The organism is Saccharopolyspora hattusasensis, assembly GCF_050972075.1.
GTDB classification, from domain to species: Bacteria; Actinomycetota; Actinomycetes; order Mycobacteriales; family Pseudonocardiaceae; genus Saccharopolyspora; species Saccharopolyspora hattusasensis.
Map to the genome: position 1 here is coordinate 3,034,173 of NZ_JBPCDC010000001.1, position 17,014 is coordinate 3,051,186.

General features: G+C 65.4%; 14 protein-coding genes and 1 pseudogene. 8 read left to right on the top strand and 7 right to left on the bottom strand.

All coding sequences use genetic code 11. The features are described 5' to 3' along the window. Positions 1 to 502 precede the first annotated feature (502 nt). The 4 genes from ACRXBZ_RS13680 (at position 503) to ACRXBZ_RS13695 (ending at position 5,239) form a co-directional block, all read left to right on the top strand. Complete coding sequence (locus tag ACRXBZ_RS13680) at positions 503 to 3,466, top strand: sensor histidine kinase (RefSeq protein ID WP_433879454.1); 2,964 nt, start codon at positions 503 to 505, stop codon at positions 3,464 to 3,466. Positions 3,467 to 3,508: 42 nt separating this feature from the next. Further along, the gene (locus ACRXBZ_RS13685) at positions 3,509 to 3,949 is read left to right on the top strand and encodes a roadblock/LC7 domain-containing protein (RefSeq protein ID WP_168585148.1); all 441 of its coding nucleotides are present in this window, start codon (positions 3,509 to 3,511) and stop codon (positions 3,947 to 3,949) included. Between the two features lie 7 nt (positions 3,950 to 3,956). Further along, positions 3,957 to 4,556, top strand: coding sequence for a DUF742 domain-containing protein (locus ACRXBZ_RS13690; RefSeq protein WP_433879455.1), 600 nt, complete (start codon positions 3,957 to 3,959; stop codon positions 4,554 to 4,556). Positions 4,557 to 4,633: 77 nt separating this feature from the next. Beyond that, the gene (locus ACRXBZ_RS13695) at positions 4,634 to 5,239 is read left to right on the top strand and encodes a GTP-binding protein (protein WP_168585150.1); all 606 of its coding nucleotides are present in this window, start codon (positions 4,634 to 4,636) and stop codon (positions 5,237 to 5,239) included. A 57-nt stretch (positions 5,240 to 5,296) separates the two neighbouring features. Here ACRXBZ_RS13695 and ACRXBZ_RS13700 read toward each other — a convergent pair whose 3' ends face one another. Then, complete coding sequence (locus ACRXBZ_RS13700) at positions 5,297 to 6,355, bottom strand: S1C family serine protease (protein ID WP_433879456.1); 1,059 nt, start codon at positions 6,353 to 6,355, stop codon at positions 5,297 to 5,299. Between the two features lie 974 nt (positions 6,356 to 7,329). Between ACRXBZ_RS13700 and ACRXBZ_RS13705 the strand changes: the two genes are divergently transcribed. The 3 genes and pseudogenes from ACRXBZ_RS13705 to ACRXBZ_RS13715 all read left to right on the top strand — a co-directional run bounded on the left by ACRXBZ_RS13705 (position 7,330) and on the right by ACRXBZ_RS13715 (position 9,078). Continuing rightward, positions 7,330 to 7,764 (top strand): hypothetical protein, encoded by a 435-nt coding sequence (locus ACRXBZ_RS13705; RefSeq protein WP_433879457.1) that lies wholly within the window; start codon positions 7,330 to 7,332, stop codon positions 7,762 to 7,764. A 238-nt stretch (positions 7,765 to 8,002) separates the two neighbouring features. Beyond that, positions 8,003 to 8,290, top strand: a pseudogene (locus ACRXBZ_RS13710) (amidohydrolase family protein); the annotation flags it as partial. Between the two features lie 14 nt (positions 8,291 to 8,304). Then, positions 8,305 to 9,078 (top strand): hypothetical protein, encoded by a 774-nt coding sequence (locus ACRXBZ_RS13715; protein WP_433884144.1) that lies wholly within the window; start codon positions 8,305 to 8,307, stop codon positions 9,076 to 9,078. Positions 9,079 to 9,222: 144 nt separating this feature from the next. On the opposite strand, the gene ACRXBZ_RS13720 is transcribed toward ACRXBZ_RS13715, so the two are convergent. The 5 genes from ACRXBZ_RS13720 to ACRXBZ_RS13740 all read right to left on the bottom strand — a co-directional run bounded on the left by ACRXBZ_RS13720 (position 9,223) and on the right by ACRXBZ_RS13740 (position 15,627). After that, positions 9,223 to 10,167, bottom strand: coding sequence for a patatin-like phospholipase family protein (locus ACRXBZ_RS13720; RefSeq protein ID WP_433879458.1), 945 nt, complete (start codon positions 10,165 to 10,167; stop codon positions 9,223 to 9,225). Positions 10,168 to 10,229: 62 nt separating this feature from the next. Next, a complete protein-coding gene (gene arfB / locus ACRXBZ_RS13725; protein ID WP_433883870.1) occupies positions 10,230 to 10,664 on the bottom strand; it encodes an alternative ribosome rescue aminoacyl-tRNA hydrolase ArfB in 435 nt (144 codons plus the stop codon). Between the two features lie 168 nt (positions 10,665 to 10,832). Next, positions 10,833 to 12,191, bottom strand: coding sequence for a serine hydrolase domain-containing protein (locus tag ACRXBZ_RS13730; protein ID WP_433879459.1), 1,359 nt, complete (start codon positions 12,189 to 12,191; stop codon positions 10,833 to 10,835). A 104-nt stretch (positions 12,192 to 12,295) separates the two neighbouring features. Continuing rightward, a complete protein-coding gene (locus ACRXBZ_RS13735; RefSeq protein ID WP_433879460.1) occupies positions 12,296 to 13,252 on the bottom strand; it encodes a CPBP family intramembrane glutamic endopeptidase in 957 nt (318 codons plus the stop codon). 308 nt (positions 13,253 to 13,560) lie between these two features. Next, a complete protein-coding gene (locus tag ACRXBZ_RS13740) occupies positions 13,561 to 15,627 on the bottom strand; it encodes a transglycosylase domain-containing protein (protein WP_433883871.1) in 2,067 nt (688 codons plus the stop codon). Between the two features lie 316 nt (positions 15,628 to 15,943). On the opposite strand from ACRXBZ_RS13740, the gene ACRXBZ_RS13745 reads away from it, so the two are divergent. Then, positions 15,944 to 16,324 (top strand): hypothetical protein, encoded by a 381-nt coding sequence (locus tag ACRXBZ_RS13745; RefSeq protein ID WP_168585161.1) that lies wholly within the window; start codon positions 15,944 to 15,946, stop codon positions 16,322 to 16,324. On the opposite strand, the gene ACRXBZ_RS13750 is transcribed toward ACRXBZ_RS13745, so the two are convergent. Next, complete coding sequence (locus ACRXBZ_RS13750) at positions 16,317 to 16,745, bottom strand: hypothetical protein (protein ID WP_433879461.1); 429 nt, start codon at positions 16,743 to 16,745, stop codon at positions 16,317 to 16,319. The genes ACRXBZ_RS13745 and ACRXBZ_RS13750 overlap by 8 nt on opposite strands. Between the last annotated feature and the right edge of the window lie 269 nt (positions 16,746 to 17,014).

The following is a 17,014-nucleotide window of genomic DNA, read 5'->3' on the forward strand; positions in this document are numbered from 1 at the left end:
AGCTGGTCAACAAGGCAGCCAGCGGACTCGCCGGGAACCCGGGCGGCACTTCCCCCAGCCCCCTGGCCGAAAAAATCATTCGTAGCTTCAACATCTACCTATCGAGCGACAAAAGCGCATCCAGACATTGCCACAACGACCACAATCAGTGTTCACGACTTTCCCCATCCGGCACCGCCCCGGCAAGAATAATCTCCACCGGCGACGAATTCGCTGGTCAGCAAACCAAATCCGAGATACGGAGGAGATCATTTCGTTGAGGTAGTGTTCTGCCACCGACACTCGGCGACGAAGAATCCGGTGCGGCCGCGAGCACCCCCGACATCGATCGCAGGCTCCGGACTCCGGTGTCGACGACCGCACCGGCCACCAGCGAAAACCGGCCGCGAGCAGCGCCACCAGCCACCAAGACCTGCCGCGCACACCACAGACGGGCCCAGGCTGCCCACCACACGAACGCGCCGTCGGTGCAGACTTCGACCGCGCGGGAAAGGACTGCGTCGTGAGCAGCGGACTCGAAAACCCGGCCGCGAACGCAACCCGGGCGTCCACGTGGTCGCGCACCACACAAAAGCTCACCGGGTGGATCACCAATTGGCGCAACTGGAAACTACCGGTCAAGATCACCGCCGTCGTACTCGTTCCGGTGATCGTCGCACTGGTGCTCGGCGTACTGCAGATCCTCAGCCAGATCAACCAGGCCGACCAATACGCCAAGCTGGACCGGGTGGTCGCGGCCGGCAACGTCGTGCGCGCGGCCGTTGGCCAACTGCAGCAGGAACGCAGCAAGGCCGCGGAATTCCTGGTGCGCGGGCCGGTTTCCGCGCCGGAAGTGCAGGAACGCTACACCGCAACTGACCGGGCCCTGGACGAGATCCACCAGCGACTGCGGGCCGTCCCGGACAGCGATGCGGTCCGGTTCGCCCGGCAGGACACCGACCGGCAGCTCACCGGGCTCGCTCCGATCCGCCAGCAGGTGCTGGGCGGCCACCCGGACCCCGGGGTGGTGATCAACACCTACACCGAGTTCGTCGGGGTGCTGCTTGCGCTCGACCGCACGCTGACCAGCCAGATCTCGTCGTCCCAACTGGTGTCCACCGCCATCAGCGCGCACGAGCTGGCGCAGATCAGCGAGGAGATGCAGCTCCAGCAGGCCCTGGTACTCGTGGGGCTGACCCGCGGCAACTTCACCACCGACAACCTGACTCGGCTCGCGGCCAGCGAATCGCGCCGCACCTCCGCGGTCAAGGAATTCCGCGCGTCCGCCACGCCGCCACAGCGGATGCGCTACGACCAGCTCTACGCCAAGCCGGAGGTGCCGGCGCGGGAAACGTCGGTGCAGCTGGCAATGGTCGAACGCGACAACAGCAAGTCGCGGATCTCCACGCAGCTGATATCGCCCTCGGCGTGGAAGGACCAGTCCCGGACGGCGCTTGAAGCGCTCTACACGCTCCAAACGCACCTTGACCAGCAGCTGCACGACACCGCGTTCGCCTTGCAGGACACCTCCAGCAACATGGCCGGGCTGGAGTCTGTGATCCTGCTGTCCGCGCTGCTGATCGCGGGCGCGATCGTCGTGGTGGTCGCCAGGCACCTGCTCGGCTCCCTCGATATCCTGCGGCGCACCGCGCTGGACACGGCGAACCACCAGCTGCCGCAAGCTGTCGCCGACATCCGCGCCGGTCACGCCAACCGATCCCCCGTCGACCAGGTGCCGGTTGAAAGCACTGACGAGATCGGCGAAGTGGCGAGGGCCTTCGACGACGTGCACACCCAAGCCGTCAACCTCGCCACCGAGCAGGCCGAACTCCGCCGCAGCTACAGCGATTCGTTCGTCAACGTGTCGCGACGCAGCCAGAGCCTGCTGGAACGGCAGCTCCGGCTGTTCGAGCAGCTCGAACGCGACGAGGAAGACCCCGACCAGTTGGCGACGCTGTTCCAGCTGGACCACCTGGCCACCCGGATGCGCCGCAACAACGAGAACCTCATGGTGCTTTCCGGGGCTGACCCGGCGCGGCGGTTCTCGCAGCCGACGTCGCCCGCGGATCTGATCCGGGCCGCGGTGTCGGAGATCGAGCACTACCCGCGGGTGATCGTCCAGCCGCTGCCGGACGTCAAGATCGTCGGATACGCTGCCAGCGACCTGGTGCGGCTGCTGGCCGAACTCCTCGACAATGCGGCGAACTTCTCAGCCCCGGAAACCCAGGTCACGGTTTCCGGACATCGGCGCGGCGACGGATCGCTGGAAGTCGGCATCGTCGACCGCGGCATTGGCATGTCCCCGGATGAGCTGACCGCCGTCAACCAGCGGCTGGCCACCGACGAAGAGATCAAGCTGTCGACGTCCCGGCGCATGGGCCTGTTCGTCGTCGGCCGGCTCGCCAGCCGCCACGGCATCCGGGCCGAACTGCGCCCCGGGCCCGAAGCGGTCGGGGTGCACGTCGCGGTCAGCCTCGGCCCCGAACTGCTGGTGGATGTGGCGGGCCCGGCACTGCCGGTCGCGGCCAACGGCATCGTGCCCAACGACCGCACCGCTGACACGCTGGTCGAAGAGTTCGACTGGGAGGCGGCCGAACAGGACGCGTCCAGCCAGCGCCACCTCGTGCGCAACGGAATCCACCTGTTCCGTTCCCCTGCCAACGGGGCTCCGCCCGTGCCGCCAGACGAACTGTCCAACACCCAGGAGATCACCCCAGCGCCCGCACAGATCCCCGAACAGCACAACGACGAGACAGCCCCGGCACCGATCTTCAACAACCTCGCCTCCGCGTGGTTCCAGGTGCCGTCGCAGGTCTCCCACACCGCCACCCGCCCCGCCATCCAATGGCCCGCTCCCGCAGCAGATGCTGAGAGGATGGGAACCTTCCTGCCACCGATGACAGGAAGGTTCCCTTCCTCCCAGCCCGCGCGTAACGGTCACCGCGGCCAGAGCGTGTGGACCTTCGCGAACGACGAAGTTCGACAGCGGGCAGAGAAGGTAGCGGCCGCAGAACCCGCCGACTACACCACTGCGGGTCTTCCGCTGCGGGTCCCGCGAGCGAACCTGGTGGCCGGGAGCGCCGGAGCCGATCACAGCGAACGGGCACGGCCGCCCCGCGATCCGCATGTTGCCCGCGGCCGGTTGGCGAGCTTCCAGGCCGGTGTTCGGCGTGGCCGCCACAGGCAGCAGTCGGCCCCTCACAACGGCACCGCACCGGCAGGGGCGTCGCCGCAGGTGGTCCCAGAGCCGAGCACCAACGGCGCCGCCGCAGCACCCGAGCCCCTCATCGACCAGGAATCCGTCGACTACACCACTGCCGGGCTGCCCCGGCGAACCCCAAGAGCCCAACTGGTGCCGGGAACGGCTACCGATCCGGCTGTGACGCCGCGCCGCGATGCGGACCTGATGCGTGGGCGGCTGGCCAGCTTCCAACGCGGAGTCCGTGAAGGCAAGCACAGCCTCCGCGACGCGCGCTCAGCCGACTAACGCCGGTGACAACCCGAATCAGTGGAGAGGACAGGAGGGCCGATGAACGCCCAAAACTCCCAACCGAACCAATTCGGCTGGCTGGTCACGGACTTCACCGAGAGAGTTCCAGGCGTGGCGCACGCCGTGGTCGTCTCAGCCGACGGGCTGCTGCTGACGGCATCCGCGAGACTGCCCACCGACCGGGCCGACCAACTCGCGGCGGTCGCATCAGGGCTGCTCAGCCTCACCCAAGGCGCGGCGCGATGCTTCGAAGCCGGGGCCGTGAACGAAACCGTGGTTGAAATGGAACGCGGTCTCATGCTGCAGATGGCGATCAGCGACGGCTCGTGCCTGACGGTGCTGGCCGCGCCGCACTGCGACATGGGCCTGATCGCCTACGAAATGGCTTTGCTGGTGGAGCGAGTCGGCCAGATCCTGACCCCCGAACTGCGCTCCCAACTGCAGGGAACGAATCGGGTGATGACCGGCCAGTCGGTGTGAGGACGGCATGAGCACAGGTCCGGACTCGTCCGGGCGACACCGCTGGGATGACCGAGAGTCACCCGAAGCTGACGCCATGGCCGAGGTCTTCAACCGGTTCACCCTCGACAGCGGCCGTCGCGGGCGCCGCCGCAAACGGGCTCGCGACGAGCCCGAACCGCAGGAATCGGCACCGCCGACTCCGGAGCCGCCCTGGCCGTCGTCCGAACCGGTCGACCTCACGGCCCTGTCCGCGGCTCGTGAGCAAGCGAACCCCCAGGAGTTCGAAGCTGCAGCCACCTACATCCGGCCATACACATGGACGGGTGGGCGCACCCGGTCGAATCACCGGCTGGAGCTGGAAACCCTGGTGTCCACCAGCGAATCGGGTCCACCGGGGAGGCTACAGAGGCTCGAACACCACTCGGTCGCCGAGCTGTGCCAGCATCCGCGTTCGGTGGCGGAAATCGCTGCGCTGCTGAACGTTCCGCTCGGCGTGGCGAAGGTCCTGCTCGGCGACATGGCCGACCTCGGCCTGATCATGGTGCACCGAACAGTGAGCGAAAACGGCAGCAAACGGCACTTGTTGTTGATGGAAAGGGTTCTTGGTGGGCTTCGCCGGCTCTGAACGTCCGGGCGCGGATCTCATGGAGCAGCTCGCGAACCGCAGACGCCCGCTCGACTCGATACCTGAGGTTGGCAGACATGACACCTGAAACGCGATCCTGTCCCGCGCAAACCGGTGGTCGGTCCACGACCGCGACCTCGGCGAAGATCGTCGTCGCGGGTGGCTTCGGAGTCGGCAAAACCACCTTCGTCGGTTCCGTGTCGGAGATCGTTCCGCTGACCACTGAGGCCGTCATGACCGAAGCCAGCAAAGGCATCGACGACCTGCACGCCACCCCGAACAAGAACACCACGACGGTGGCCATGGACTTCGGCAGGTTGTCGCTGGATTCCGATCTGATCCTCTACCTTTTCGGAACCCCCGGCCAGCAGCGCTTCTGGTTCATGTGGGACGACTTGGTCCGGGGCGCGATCGGCGCCGTGGTGCTCGTCGACACCCGGCGCCTTGCGGACTGCTTCTCAGCCATCGACTTCTTCGAAGACCGCCGACTGCCCTACATCGTAGGGCTCAACTGCTTCGACGGAACCCTGCTCCACCGCGTCGAAGAGGTCCGGGAAGCCATCGCGATTCCAGCCGACGTCCCGATCGTCACCTGCGACGCCAGAAACCGCGAATCCACCAAGCAAGCACTGATCCGGCTGGTCGAGTACGCCATGCACTGGTGGCTGCGCCGCACCGCCTAGTCTGGTGCAGCAAGGGAACCTTACGGTCATCCCAGGCAGGATCCCCCTACCGCACTCCTACCTGTCACCTGGTAGCTGGCCGTTCGGCCACGTGAATGGGCTTTGCTGCTGGAACCGTGCGTCGTCGGCTGTTTCAGCGGTCTTGTCCTGTTCGCTGCCCAAGGCGACATCAACGGGCCGCTGGTTGCCGCCTGCGGAGTCCGCGACGGTGAGGGTGACCTTCGAGCCAGGCGCGTGGGCGCTGACCTGGGCAACCAGGTCCGAGAAGCTGCTGACCGCCCGGTTGTCGATTTTGACGATCGTCTCCCCTGCCTTGATGCCTGCACGGTCTGCGGCAGAACCGGGCACGACCGAGTTGATGGTCGCTGCTCCCGACTGGCTGTTGGTTCCGGTGACACCGAGTTGGGGCTTTGACGCCACGCCACCGCTGATGAGTTCGTTCGCGATGCGGCTCGCCGTGTCGATCGGGATCGCGAACCCCAGTCCGATGTTTCCCGAGGAGCTGCTGTTGGAAACGATGCTGGTGTTGATGCCGATCACCTGGCCGTCCACGTTCACCAGTGGGCCGCCCGAGTTGCCCGAGTTGATCGACGCATCGGTCTGAATGCCGTTGTAGATGACGGGCTGGCCGTCCTCCCCCTGCACTTCGACGGTTCGGTTCAGCGCGCTGACGATCCCCGAGGTAACCGTTCCCTCTAGCCCCAATGGCGAGCCGATGGCGACGACGGGCTGCCCAACCGTCAGCTCTGAGGACTTGCCGAGTTCCGCTGGGGTTAACCCACTCGCCCCGTTGAGCTTGATAACCGCCAGGTCGTATGAGGGTGAGGTGCCAACGACGCTTGCGCTTCTCGTCGTCCCGTCGGGCAGGGTAACGGTGATCTCGCCGCCAGAACCGATCACGTGGTTGTTGGTCAGCACGTATCCGTCCGGGGTCAACACCACGCCGGTTCCTTCCGAACCGCTTCGGCTGCCGCGAACAATGATGTCGACCGTGCTCGACGATGCTTTACCAGCCGCGTACTGCACGGTGCCGGTCTGAGCGTTGATCTGGGTGCCGGTAACAGGGTCATGCTGCGAAAGCACGAGGCTGGAGCCACCACCATCAGAGATGATCATTCCGCCACCGACCCCGATGCCTCCCCGATCACTCCGGCGATCAGCGCAGCCGCGACCACGCCTTTCCAACGTCGGGGCTCCGCGGTCCCGGGATTGGCCCGGTAGGTACTCGGGGTGCCCGGCAGCGGTCCGGCTGCAGGGCCGAATGATTCGGTAGGAGCGGTTTCCTGCCCCGGTGTGTGCTGCATGCCATCTCTGTACTCCGGCGCTCCGCCGGAACCAGCTGCTGTCATGGCACCAACAGTGCCGTGCAAATCTGAGAACTACCTTTGTGCCAGCTGTTGACTTCGTCGGAAACCAACCCGTTGGCCGGGCGCCGAACGGCTAGCCTGAGTGTCCCTCTTAACAGATCAACATCAGAGTTTCGGCTGATCAGAGGGCACGTTTCATGATCCCCAGCGTATTACCCAACTCGCTCGATCACCGCTGTGGCGTGCTCGCAGGTCACATCGGTGAGGCCGCGGAAACTCGATGTTACGCCATGGGCCGTCGGGACTGGCCGCTGCCGTACTGGGTAATACAGTGGGCCGGGTCGAAACCTAAGCGCCCCAAGGGAAATGCTGTCGAGCAATCAGCTAGCGGGGAAACTCAGGCTAGGAGCATGGGAACCTTCCTTTCATCGGATGGCAGGAAAGTTCCCATGCTCGCGCCCTAGCAGTCCGCTGCTCAAAAAAGGGTGCCCGACACAGTACCGAATCTGGGCAATCAGCGAAGCTATCGACTTGGCATGCTGGATAGTGCTTGGCATGCGTACAACGGTCACCAAAAGCTCAGTCATGCCGTGCACCGATCGACGGGTTCTTCGCGTCGTCGAGCTGGAGAATCTCGGGATCTCTCAGTCGACGTCGTATCGTCAGGCTCGCCCCGGCGGGCCCTGGACGCGGCTCGCTCCTGGCGTCCTGCTCATCGTGCCAGGACCACCGACGATCAGAGATCGCATCAACGCGGCGCTACTACGTGCCGGGCCCGGAGCGATGATCACGGGCCTGCACGCCGCACGGCTGCTCGGGTTGAGAACTCCCCCGGAAGAGGCGGACATTCACGTGCTGATCCCGCACCGCCGCAGGGTCCAGAGCTACCCCGGAACGAAATTCGAACGGACAACTCGACTACCGAAACCAATTCATGTCAACGGTATTCCGGTCGCCCCTCCGGTGCGGGCAGTCATGGATGGTGCCCGTACTTGGCAGACCTGGACCGTGACGGAAAGCCTGCTGTTCGAGGCGATTCAGCAGGAGAATCTCTGCCGGTTCGAGGACCTCGTCGCCGAGATGGAGCTCGGCAGCAGGCGCGGAACAGCAGTGCCACGTGCAATTCTCCGCACGTTCAAGGACTCACCAACGCCGTTCCGGGGTGTCCAGTCAGGTGGCGCGCCACCAGCGGCTCTGCGTGAACCGAACGCGGCCTGAGGGTCCATGGCATTGGGTCCGGGGCTGGTGCTCGACGGGTTTCCGGGGCAGCATGCCAGGCATCGACCGCGTCGTGGGAGGTGCTGTGGCAAGCGCTGGACAACCACCCACTCTGGTCACTGCCCGCCGGCTCGTCGCAATGGCCGACCAGCCGCACGTGGATGCGGGTCGGCCCGCTCTGGCGAGCCTGGGCGAATGGATTGTCGGCGTCGGTGATCTCGGTGACCTGCGCCGCCGCATGCCTGAAGCCGAGCTGGTGGACTTCGGAGACGCGACGATCGTTCCGGGGTTCAACGACGCTCACCAGCATCCGACGATGATGGCTGCGAACCAGCGGGGCGTCGACGTGTCGGCGGCGAGATCTCATGTTGCTTTGCTTGATGAGCTCAGGGGCGGCGCCCGCGACACGCTTCCCGGGCAGTGGGTGCTCGGGACTCGCTACGACCACGGAAAGTCGACTGGTGGCAACCCGCTGACCCGCGCGGACCTCGACGAGGTCACCTATACCCATCCGGTACTTCTGATCAACATCGGTGCCCATTGGGGTGTGCTGAACTCGGCAGGGTTCGCCGCAGCGGGTTTGTCCGATGCCCCGAATGGCTCGTACTGCCAGGTCAAGGCACGGAGTCCCTGGGCATCCTGTGGTTCGCCACAACGGGTCTGCTCAACGGTGTCGTCTACACGATCTTTCCGACCACTGTGGCCGGTTACCTGGGGGCGAAGAATCCGGGTGTGCTTCGCCGCAACGCGATCATCATGCCTTTCTACCAGGTGTTGTTGTTCGTTCCGATCCTTTTGGGTTTGGCCGCGGTGTTCGTGGTTCCTGGGCTTGAGGATTCCAACCTGGCGATGTTCAAGCTCGTCGTCGACTCGATGCCGGCTTGGCTGGTCGGCCTCGTCGGGGTCGCCGGGGCGTTGTCATCGATCGTCCCGATGGCGGTCTTCATGCCCGTGATCGGCACGATGTGGGGGCGGTCCGTCCTCGGCGTGCATCCCCGAACGGCACCACATCAGAAGCAGTTGTCCCAACTGGTCACCTTCCTCGTCGGGCTGGTGGCGTTGGTGTTCACCTTCATCTCGCCAAGCACCCTGGTGCAGTTGTCAGTCCTCTCCTACCAAGGCCTGGCACAACTCCTTCCGGTAGTGCTGATCAGTTTGCTCTGGAAACGCATGTCGACCGCGGGCGCTGCCTCCGGGCTCGCAGCTGGAGTGGTCGTTGTCGCCGTGCTCGTTGTCACCGGCAACGACCCTGGCTTGGGATCAACGTCGGATTGCTCAGGCTCGCGGTCAACATCATGGTCAACCTTGCGGTGACTCTCGCGCGCCCCGCTACCGCACCACCGGAACGACTCGCCGTGGATGAACTATCCGAAGCAGTATCACCGCGGGCGTGACTTTCGAGTGCAAGGGAACCTTCCGACCAGCTGGCAGGGAGGTTCCTTTGCTCTCATCGACGGGTCATTGGGCGTTGGGAGCTGATTCGGAAACCCCGAACCGACCGCTGGTGCTCGAGTTGCCACCGATGTCGACGGGTCCGGATGGCACTGGCTTGGCTGTGGGATACCACCGTTTGGCGATCTCCCAAGAAGCGTCGATCAGGGCACCCGCGTGCGCGAACGAATACGGCGAGAGGCCCACCACCGATGGGGCGGGCACCACGTAGAGCTCGCAGCGCGTCGCGTTCAACTGCATCTCAAGCCGCGCGGCAGACACCATCGCTGCCCCGAGCGCTGCGCCGTTCACTCCGCCGACCGACCTCGGCGGCGTCTTCGGCGGTGGCCAGGTCGCGATCGAACCGATCCCGCGCCTGCGCCGGTTGAATTCGAACGGTTCAGTGCCGCCGCACGGCAGCACGAAAACACGCTCCGCCCCGCGCTCAACAGCGCGGCTGATGGGCATGAACGCCGCCGGGCCACCGTCCACCAGCCAACGGTCCCCAACCTTCACCGGCGGGAACATCCCAGGAATCGAGCACGACGCGACCAGCGGAGGAAGCGCCGGACCGCTTTCGAAATACACCGGCTCACCGGTGTCCAGATCGGTTGCGGTCACGGTCACCGGGATCTGCGCGTCCTCCAACCGGCGAAACGGCAGGTTGTTGTGCAGCCAGCACGCCAACCCGTGGTTGCCCATCACGTGGTTCGACAAGCCGAGTTTCCCCGCGAATATCCGCGTGGGTTGGATCGGGAAGACATCCGTGCGCCGCATCGACATCCAGAGCTCGCGGAGTTTTGCCGCCCCACGAGGCGTCGGGTCGCCGGCAAACCATGCTGCGTTCAGCGAGCCAGCGGAGGTCCCGACGAGCAGGTCGGGTTCGACACCGGCCTCGAACAATGCCATAACGAGGCCGGCCTGGATTGCTCCGAAGGTGGAGCCACCCGGCAAGACCCAAGCCGTACGCATCAGCAATGTCCCTTCTGCGTTAGTCCTGTCCCGAGGCTAGTTGCGAACACCGGCGGCACACGTCAGCCGTCGCCGGGATCACCTCGACGACGCTGCCGCTTCACCTCGCCGCGCCGCTTTTTACCAGCGAGACGGCGCTGCTGCGATCCCTTGGTCGGCTTGGTGCGGCGCCGTTTGGGGGCGGGTGGAGCGACGGACTCGGCTAGCAGTTTTGCCAGCCGTTCCCGCGCCGCTTCGCGGTTTGCGAGCTGCGCGCGATACTCCGAGGCCGCAATCGTGATCACGCCATTGACGAGGCGGTGAGCGAGGCGCTCCATCGAACGTTGCCGTAGGAGTTCTGGGACCGACGCTGAGCGAGCTAGATCGAAGGAAAGTTCGACCCGCGAGTCCGTCGTGTTAACACCCTGCCCACCAGGACCGGAGGATCGCGAGAAGCGTTCGGATAGCTCGGCCGCAGGAATGGTCCAGCGGGTGGTGACGGGCAGGTCTGCGGGCATACCAATCAGGATGCCCCACACCGTTTCCGCAGTGCAGCGACGGCACCACCCGCCGAAATCGAGGCCGGAATACCTCGTCTGGATAGCGGCTCCGGCTGTTGAAGCATGGGAACCTTCCTGTCATGGCCGTGACAGGAAGGTTCCCATGCTCACGCTCCCAGCCGGGGGTTACCGCGCTGGGCGCCAGCCGGCTACGCCGCCGGGGACCGGGGCATCAGAGTCGTACGGAGTGCGGGTGAAGATGAACGTGTTCAGGTCCAGGTGCGTGGGAACACCGCTTTCGTCCCGGCCCACGCGCAGGATCTCTCCTGCGTAGTAGCCGTCCAATCCGGTCCAGGTGCCATCCGGGTTGGCCCGGAATCGTGAGGCTCGCCCGCGTCCCTGCCACGGCGAGAGGTCGAGCAGCCCATCGCGAAGAACCCGCAGCGCATAAGGTGTCGGGCCCCAATACCACTGGCCGGTGAGCTCCAGGAGTTGCAGGTCCACGTCTCCGCGGGGCTCCCACGCGGCCGGGATCCGTGGCTCGTGTTCTGCGAGCAAATCCAGCAGATCGGTCGCCAATGCCCCTGTGACACCTGCTGTGGTGTTGGCCATGAAGATCACGCCGGTGGCTTCGGCGGGGTCTGTCCAAACAGTCGCCAGGAAGCCGGGCATCGAGCCGGTGTGCCCGGCCAGTCGACGTCCGCGGTGTCGCATCAGCTGCAATCCGAGCCCGTAGCCGCCCCGCCATTCGGGGCCATCGTCGACCGACCCGGGCAACCGCATCTCGGCAACCGTGGCTGGGTGCAGCACCTCGCCGGTGTCGCCACTCACGAAACGCGCCCAGCTGGCCATGTCTTCGAAGGTCGACCACAGCTGGCCGGCAGGGGCCATCGCCCCCGCATCCTCGGCTGGCTCAGGAAGGACCACGTCCGCCCACGGGTGCACGGCGAACCCCTCCGCGTGCGGCGCGACGGGGCTCAGCGTGGTCCGTTTCATGCCGAGCGGTTCGAGGATCTCGCTTTGCAGGACCTCACCCCACGGAGCTCCGCGCAACCGGGATACGAGCTCGCCCAGCACCCCGAAGCCGACGTTGGAGTAGTGGAAGCCGTGCCGAGGTGTCGGGCGCCGTGCGTGTTCGTCGATGGTGGACAGCAGTTCGTCGGCGCTGCCGCCCGGGGTTCGCTCCCACCACTGCCCAGCGGGTTCCGCAGTCAGCCCACTCGAATGCGAGAGGATCTGGCCGATGCTTTGCTTTCCGATCGAGGTGCCCGGCACGTACTCGTCGAGCTTGTCGGCGAGGTCGAGACGACTCTCGTCGCGCAGCCGCATCACCAGTACCGCGACGAAGGTTTTCGTGATCGAACCAACTCGGTACTGGGTGTCCGTTGTGGAGGGCCGACCGCCGACCTGTCCGCGGGTGTCCACCCAGATCGTCTCACCATCGCGGATCAGCCCCGCGATCAACGAGGGGACACGGTTTTCACTCTGTTCCACTGCCAGACGCCGCAACAGTGCGCGCTGGGTGGAGGGCAGCAGACTCGTCATGCCCCCATGCTTTCACTCCGCCAAATCGCGGTGGTGCAGCATTTCCGCCAGTCGGCTTGTTCCTCGATGAGCGACAGGAAGGTTCCCATGCTCTCGTGGAGTCGTCAGCGTCGACTGCGCCGGTTGACTCCTCGGGTGATTCCGACCATCTCTGCAGGAAACTGCACCGGCAGTTTCCCTAGCATTACGAGGACCAGGATGAGCAGGACGAGCACGATCCATCCGGTCCACCCGAGAAGGCCCACTGATCCGTTGTCGACGGGATGTCCGGCCATGCTGAAAACCGTGCCCAAACCAGCCGCCGCATTGAGGAATCCATGGGCGATCGTCGGCGGCCAGACACTGCGCGAAACGAGCCTGAGCCAGCCGAGCAACGTCCCCACCAGGGTGCAGAAGCACACCATCATGATGACCGCCACCACGATCGGGAGCGTCGGGTAGTTGTAGCCGAGGATCAGCACCGGCACGTGCCAGAGACCCCAGAGCACCCCGGTCGTGAGGAACACGCCGGACTGCCCGAGGGGCAGCAGCGCCTGAGTGAGGTAGCCACGCCACCCCAGTTCTTCACCGAGCGCGGGAATGATCTGCAACCAGCCCAGTCCGAAGACCATTGCGATCTGGATGAGCGCGATCATCCCGGGTGGCGTTTGCGGTGCCGAACCCACCACTGTGGGCCCGGTCTGTTCTGCGAGTCCGGAGAAACCTGTCCAGTCGGCTTGGTAGACCCCCAGCAGATAGCCCACCAGCAGTGCGAGGGCCATGACCAGTGGAGGCCCCAACCAGGCGATCAGGACATAAGGCCACCATTTCTTGATGCCGCCGGGGTTTGTGATTCCCAGGCTGCGCAGCAATTTCGGTCGTGGGCTGATCCACTTGTTGACCACTAACGCCGCGACTGCGGGCATGAACATCATGATCACGAGAATGAGCGGTGCCCAATTCCACGACAGTCCTTCGCCGGTCAACCACAGCGGCAAGGTCAACAGCCATGCCGGCACATAGGCAATTGCGACGAAACTGACAACGCCCCGGACATCGACCCGGTCATGCTCGGTGTTCACGTCAGCATTTTGCCAACCCTTTCTGAGCTCCTGCTGAGGGTCACACCTGCTGTGAGCATGGGAACTTTCCTGTCACGGGTGGCAGAAAAGTTCCCATGCTCACCCCTCCACCCGCAGAAGTGATCAATTCGGGAACCAGGCGGAGGTACATCCGGAGATCGCTGTGAAGGCGCTTCTCTGGCACGCTCGCAGGCCTGCGCCGACCGCAGCGCCGCGTCCGCGAGCCGGTCCTCTCAACCTGGCTCGGCATCGAAAAAGGTCCGTGCCCGCCGAACGAGCGGGCACGGACCTCATCTGCGTCAGATCCCTTACGGGGTGCCCGGCAGCGGTGCTGCCGGTAGGCCTTCGTGGACCTTCGTCATCGCGGCAAACCAGGTTCGGGCCGGCACCTTGCCGCCGTAGATGTTGCCGCCGTTCTTGCCGCACAGGTACGGGGGCGCGTCGCCACCGCCGTCGCAGATCCCTTGGGGGCTGTTCCCGTCAGCGTAGGTCAGGACCGCACCCGCCATCTGCGGGGTTGCCGCCAAGAACCCCGCGGACTGGTGGAGTTGGGTCGTCCCGGTCTTGCCGATCATGGGGCGGTTCCAGCCGACGCTCTGCGCTGCCGCGCGCGACGTGCCGTCGGTGTCGTCCTTGCTCATGCCCTGGGCCAGCGCCGCCGCGACCTGCGGGGACACGGCCTGCTCGCAGCCGGGTTCATTGAGCTGCACGGGGTTGCCGTGCCGGTCCTTGATCTCTTCGATCGGCGTCGGCGGGCAGTAGACGCCGTCGCTCATGATCGTTGCGGCGACGTTGGACAGTTCCAGCACGCTCGTCGGGGTGTAGCCGAGGGTGAATGCGCCGCGGTTGCCCTTCTTGATCGCGTCGGCCTGGGACGGGCCGTTCGAGCCGTCGGGCTTCAGGCCCTGGCCGCTGGTGTTGACGCCGGTCATCCCGTTCCGCAGCCCAAGACGCGCGGCCATGTCAACGACGTTGTTGAGTCCGGCCCTCTCCTGCAATGCCACGAACGCCGTGTTCGGGGACGTGGCCAACGCCATCTGCAGCGTCCTCGGCCCCGGCTGCACCCCGTCAGCGTTCGAGACGGTGTACGGCGCGGTCCCGTTCTTGTACACGCGGGACGTGTAGGACGGCGGCACGTCGAGCGTGTCGTAGATGCTCATGCCTTGTTCGATCGCGGAGGCCGCTGTGAACACCTTGTAGATCGAGCCAGCACCGAAGGGCTGCACCCTGCTGACGATGTCGTAGGCCGTCTGGCCCTTGCTCGCGTCGTTGCCGTAGTCGCGGTTGGCGACCAGCGCCCGGACCTTGTGCTTGTCCTTGCCTGGTTCGACCATCGCCATCGCGTTCGCGATGCCCTCGGTCTGGGTAGGCACCTGCGCTTCGGCGGCGGCCTTGGCCGCGTCGGTGGCCTTGCGGTCGAGAGTGGTGCGAATTGTGTAGCCGCCGCTCTTCAGCTTGTCGCTTTCGATGCCGAGCCGGTCGAGGTAGTCGACGAGGTAGGTGCAGAAGAAACCGTCGGTGGCACCGTCGCCGACGCCGACGCAGCCGTTCGGCGGCCGCCCGAGAGGCGACATCACGCCGAGCGGCTCCTTCTTGGCGATTTCCGCGTCTTCCTTGGTGATGCGGATGTTGTTGTTCGGGTCCGCCATCAGGTCGATCACGAGGTTGCGCCGTTGCATCGCGTCTTGCGGGTTGCTGTTGGGGTTCAGCGAGCCCGGCTGGTTGACGATCGCGGCGAGCAGCGCGGCCTGGGCGATGGTCAGCTTGTCGGAGGTGGTGCCGAAGTAGGTCTGGGCCGCCGCACCGACGCCGAACGTCTGGTTGCCGAAGGGCACCACGTTGAGGTATCCGGTGAGGATTTCCTCCTTGGTCATGGTGTGTTCGAGTTCGACGGCGATCTTCGCCTCGCGGAGCTTTCGGGCGACCGTCGATTCCTTGGCCTTCTCGGCCTCCACCGCGTTGTTCGCCGCGACGTGCACGAGGTAGTTCTTCACGTACTGCTGGGTGATCGTGGATGCACCCTGCGCGGCCGAACCGCTGCTGACGTTGGTCGCCAGCGCACGCATGGTGCCGTGCCAGTCGACGCCGCCGTGGTCCCAGAAGCGCTTGTCCTCGACCGCAGTGATCGCGGCCTTCATGGTGTCCGAGATCTGGTCCGGCGGCGTTTCGATGCGGTAGTCCTTGAAGAAGTACGCGATCGGCGCGCCGTCCTTGTCCGTGACGGTGGTTACCTGCGGCATGTCCCGCCTCGCCAGGGAACCTGACATTCTGGACATGGCGTCGCTCGTCTGGTTGACCATCGCCCCGGCACCGGTCGCCATCGGCAGCAGCAACGCCGCTACCAGCACGCCGGCCAGGACGCACAGCCCGAACATCTTCAACAGCACGCCGCTGCGCACGCCAGCCCCAATCACCAAGTGTCCAAACGACTTGACCACCGATCGCGGGGCGCAGTGCCCACCCAGGCCCCGTCTTGTCCATCCACCGACTGGCCGACGAGCTTACCGCCGACCCGCACACGCGAAACCAGTCGACACCTGTTTCTCTTTGCTGTCAGTCGATTCGTTGATATCACATCCGCCGATCCCGGCGGCGCTGCACCAAATGGCCGAGTCCTGGCCGACAACCCCACGGGTCCGGATCAGATCACTACACTTGGTGACCAGGCGTAGTTGATCACGCGGAGGAAAAATGACCGACCCGTTCCTGGATTCCCTGGCCACCGCGCTCGCCGGTCAGGTTGCCACCGCGCTGGGCAAAGCCGGAAGCCAGGCCCTGGTGAAGGTACGCGAGCTCGTGCGCCGCAGGTCGCAGAACGATCCGGAGACGCAGGCCGCGCTCGAAGCCGCCGAGCAGGAGTCCGCGGGTAAGCCGCAGATCAAAGCCCTGGCCGAACGGCTGGACCAGGTTTGCGGAGAGGATGCCGCTTTCGCCGAGCAGCTGCGCGCCGAAGGCGCCGAAGTGCACAAAGCCATCTCGGCCGCCGACGACGGCGTGGTCAACGTGAACCACGGCGAGGTCAACAACCTGATTCAGGCGCGCGAGATCAAGGGCAACATCACGTTCAGCTAGCGCGCCGATCCGACTCGTTCAACTCCGCCAGGTACTGGTTGTAGGCGGCGAGTTCCGGATCATCCCCAGCATCGACCGGCGGCGCCGGTGGCGGCACGAGCGGCCGCTTCCGCCGCATTACGGGCGGCGCCTTCTCGGTGACCTCCGGTCCGACCGCCTCTTCCTGAACTGCAGCTTCCGGTTCTGCCTCGTCACCGCGGTGCACCTCCATGCGCGTCAGGCGGATCCACAAGAAGATCGTGAACACGCCGAACAGCGGCCACTGCAGCGCGTAGCCGAGGTTCTGGAAGCCCCCCCCAGCTTCGTGCGCACGATCCCACTGCCACACGGCCAGGAAACCGGTGGCGACCGTGGCCACGACGAACAGCGCGTGCAAAAGCAGCCAACGCGGAGTCAACAGGCTGCGGTACACGCCCCGCATTGTAGGCGGTCCCGAGCAGGCGGGGCGGCCCGGCGTCGTCACAGCCCCCGTCACAGCGCCGTGCACACTCGCCTCATGAATCACGATCCGGCGCGCTGAAATCACGCGGCACTTGTGTCCAAAAACACACCACAACCTCACCGGCTGGCGTGAGCAAGGGAACCTTCCTGTCACCGCTCGTCGGCCAGTATCCGGCCCTTCTCAATCACCACTCGTGCACCGGATGGCAGGAAGCTTCCCATGCTGCACGTTTTCGGCCTGTCCAAGGC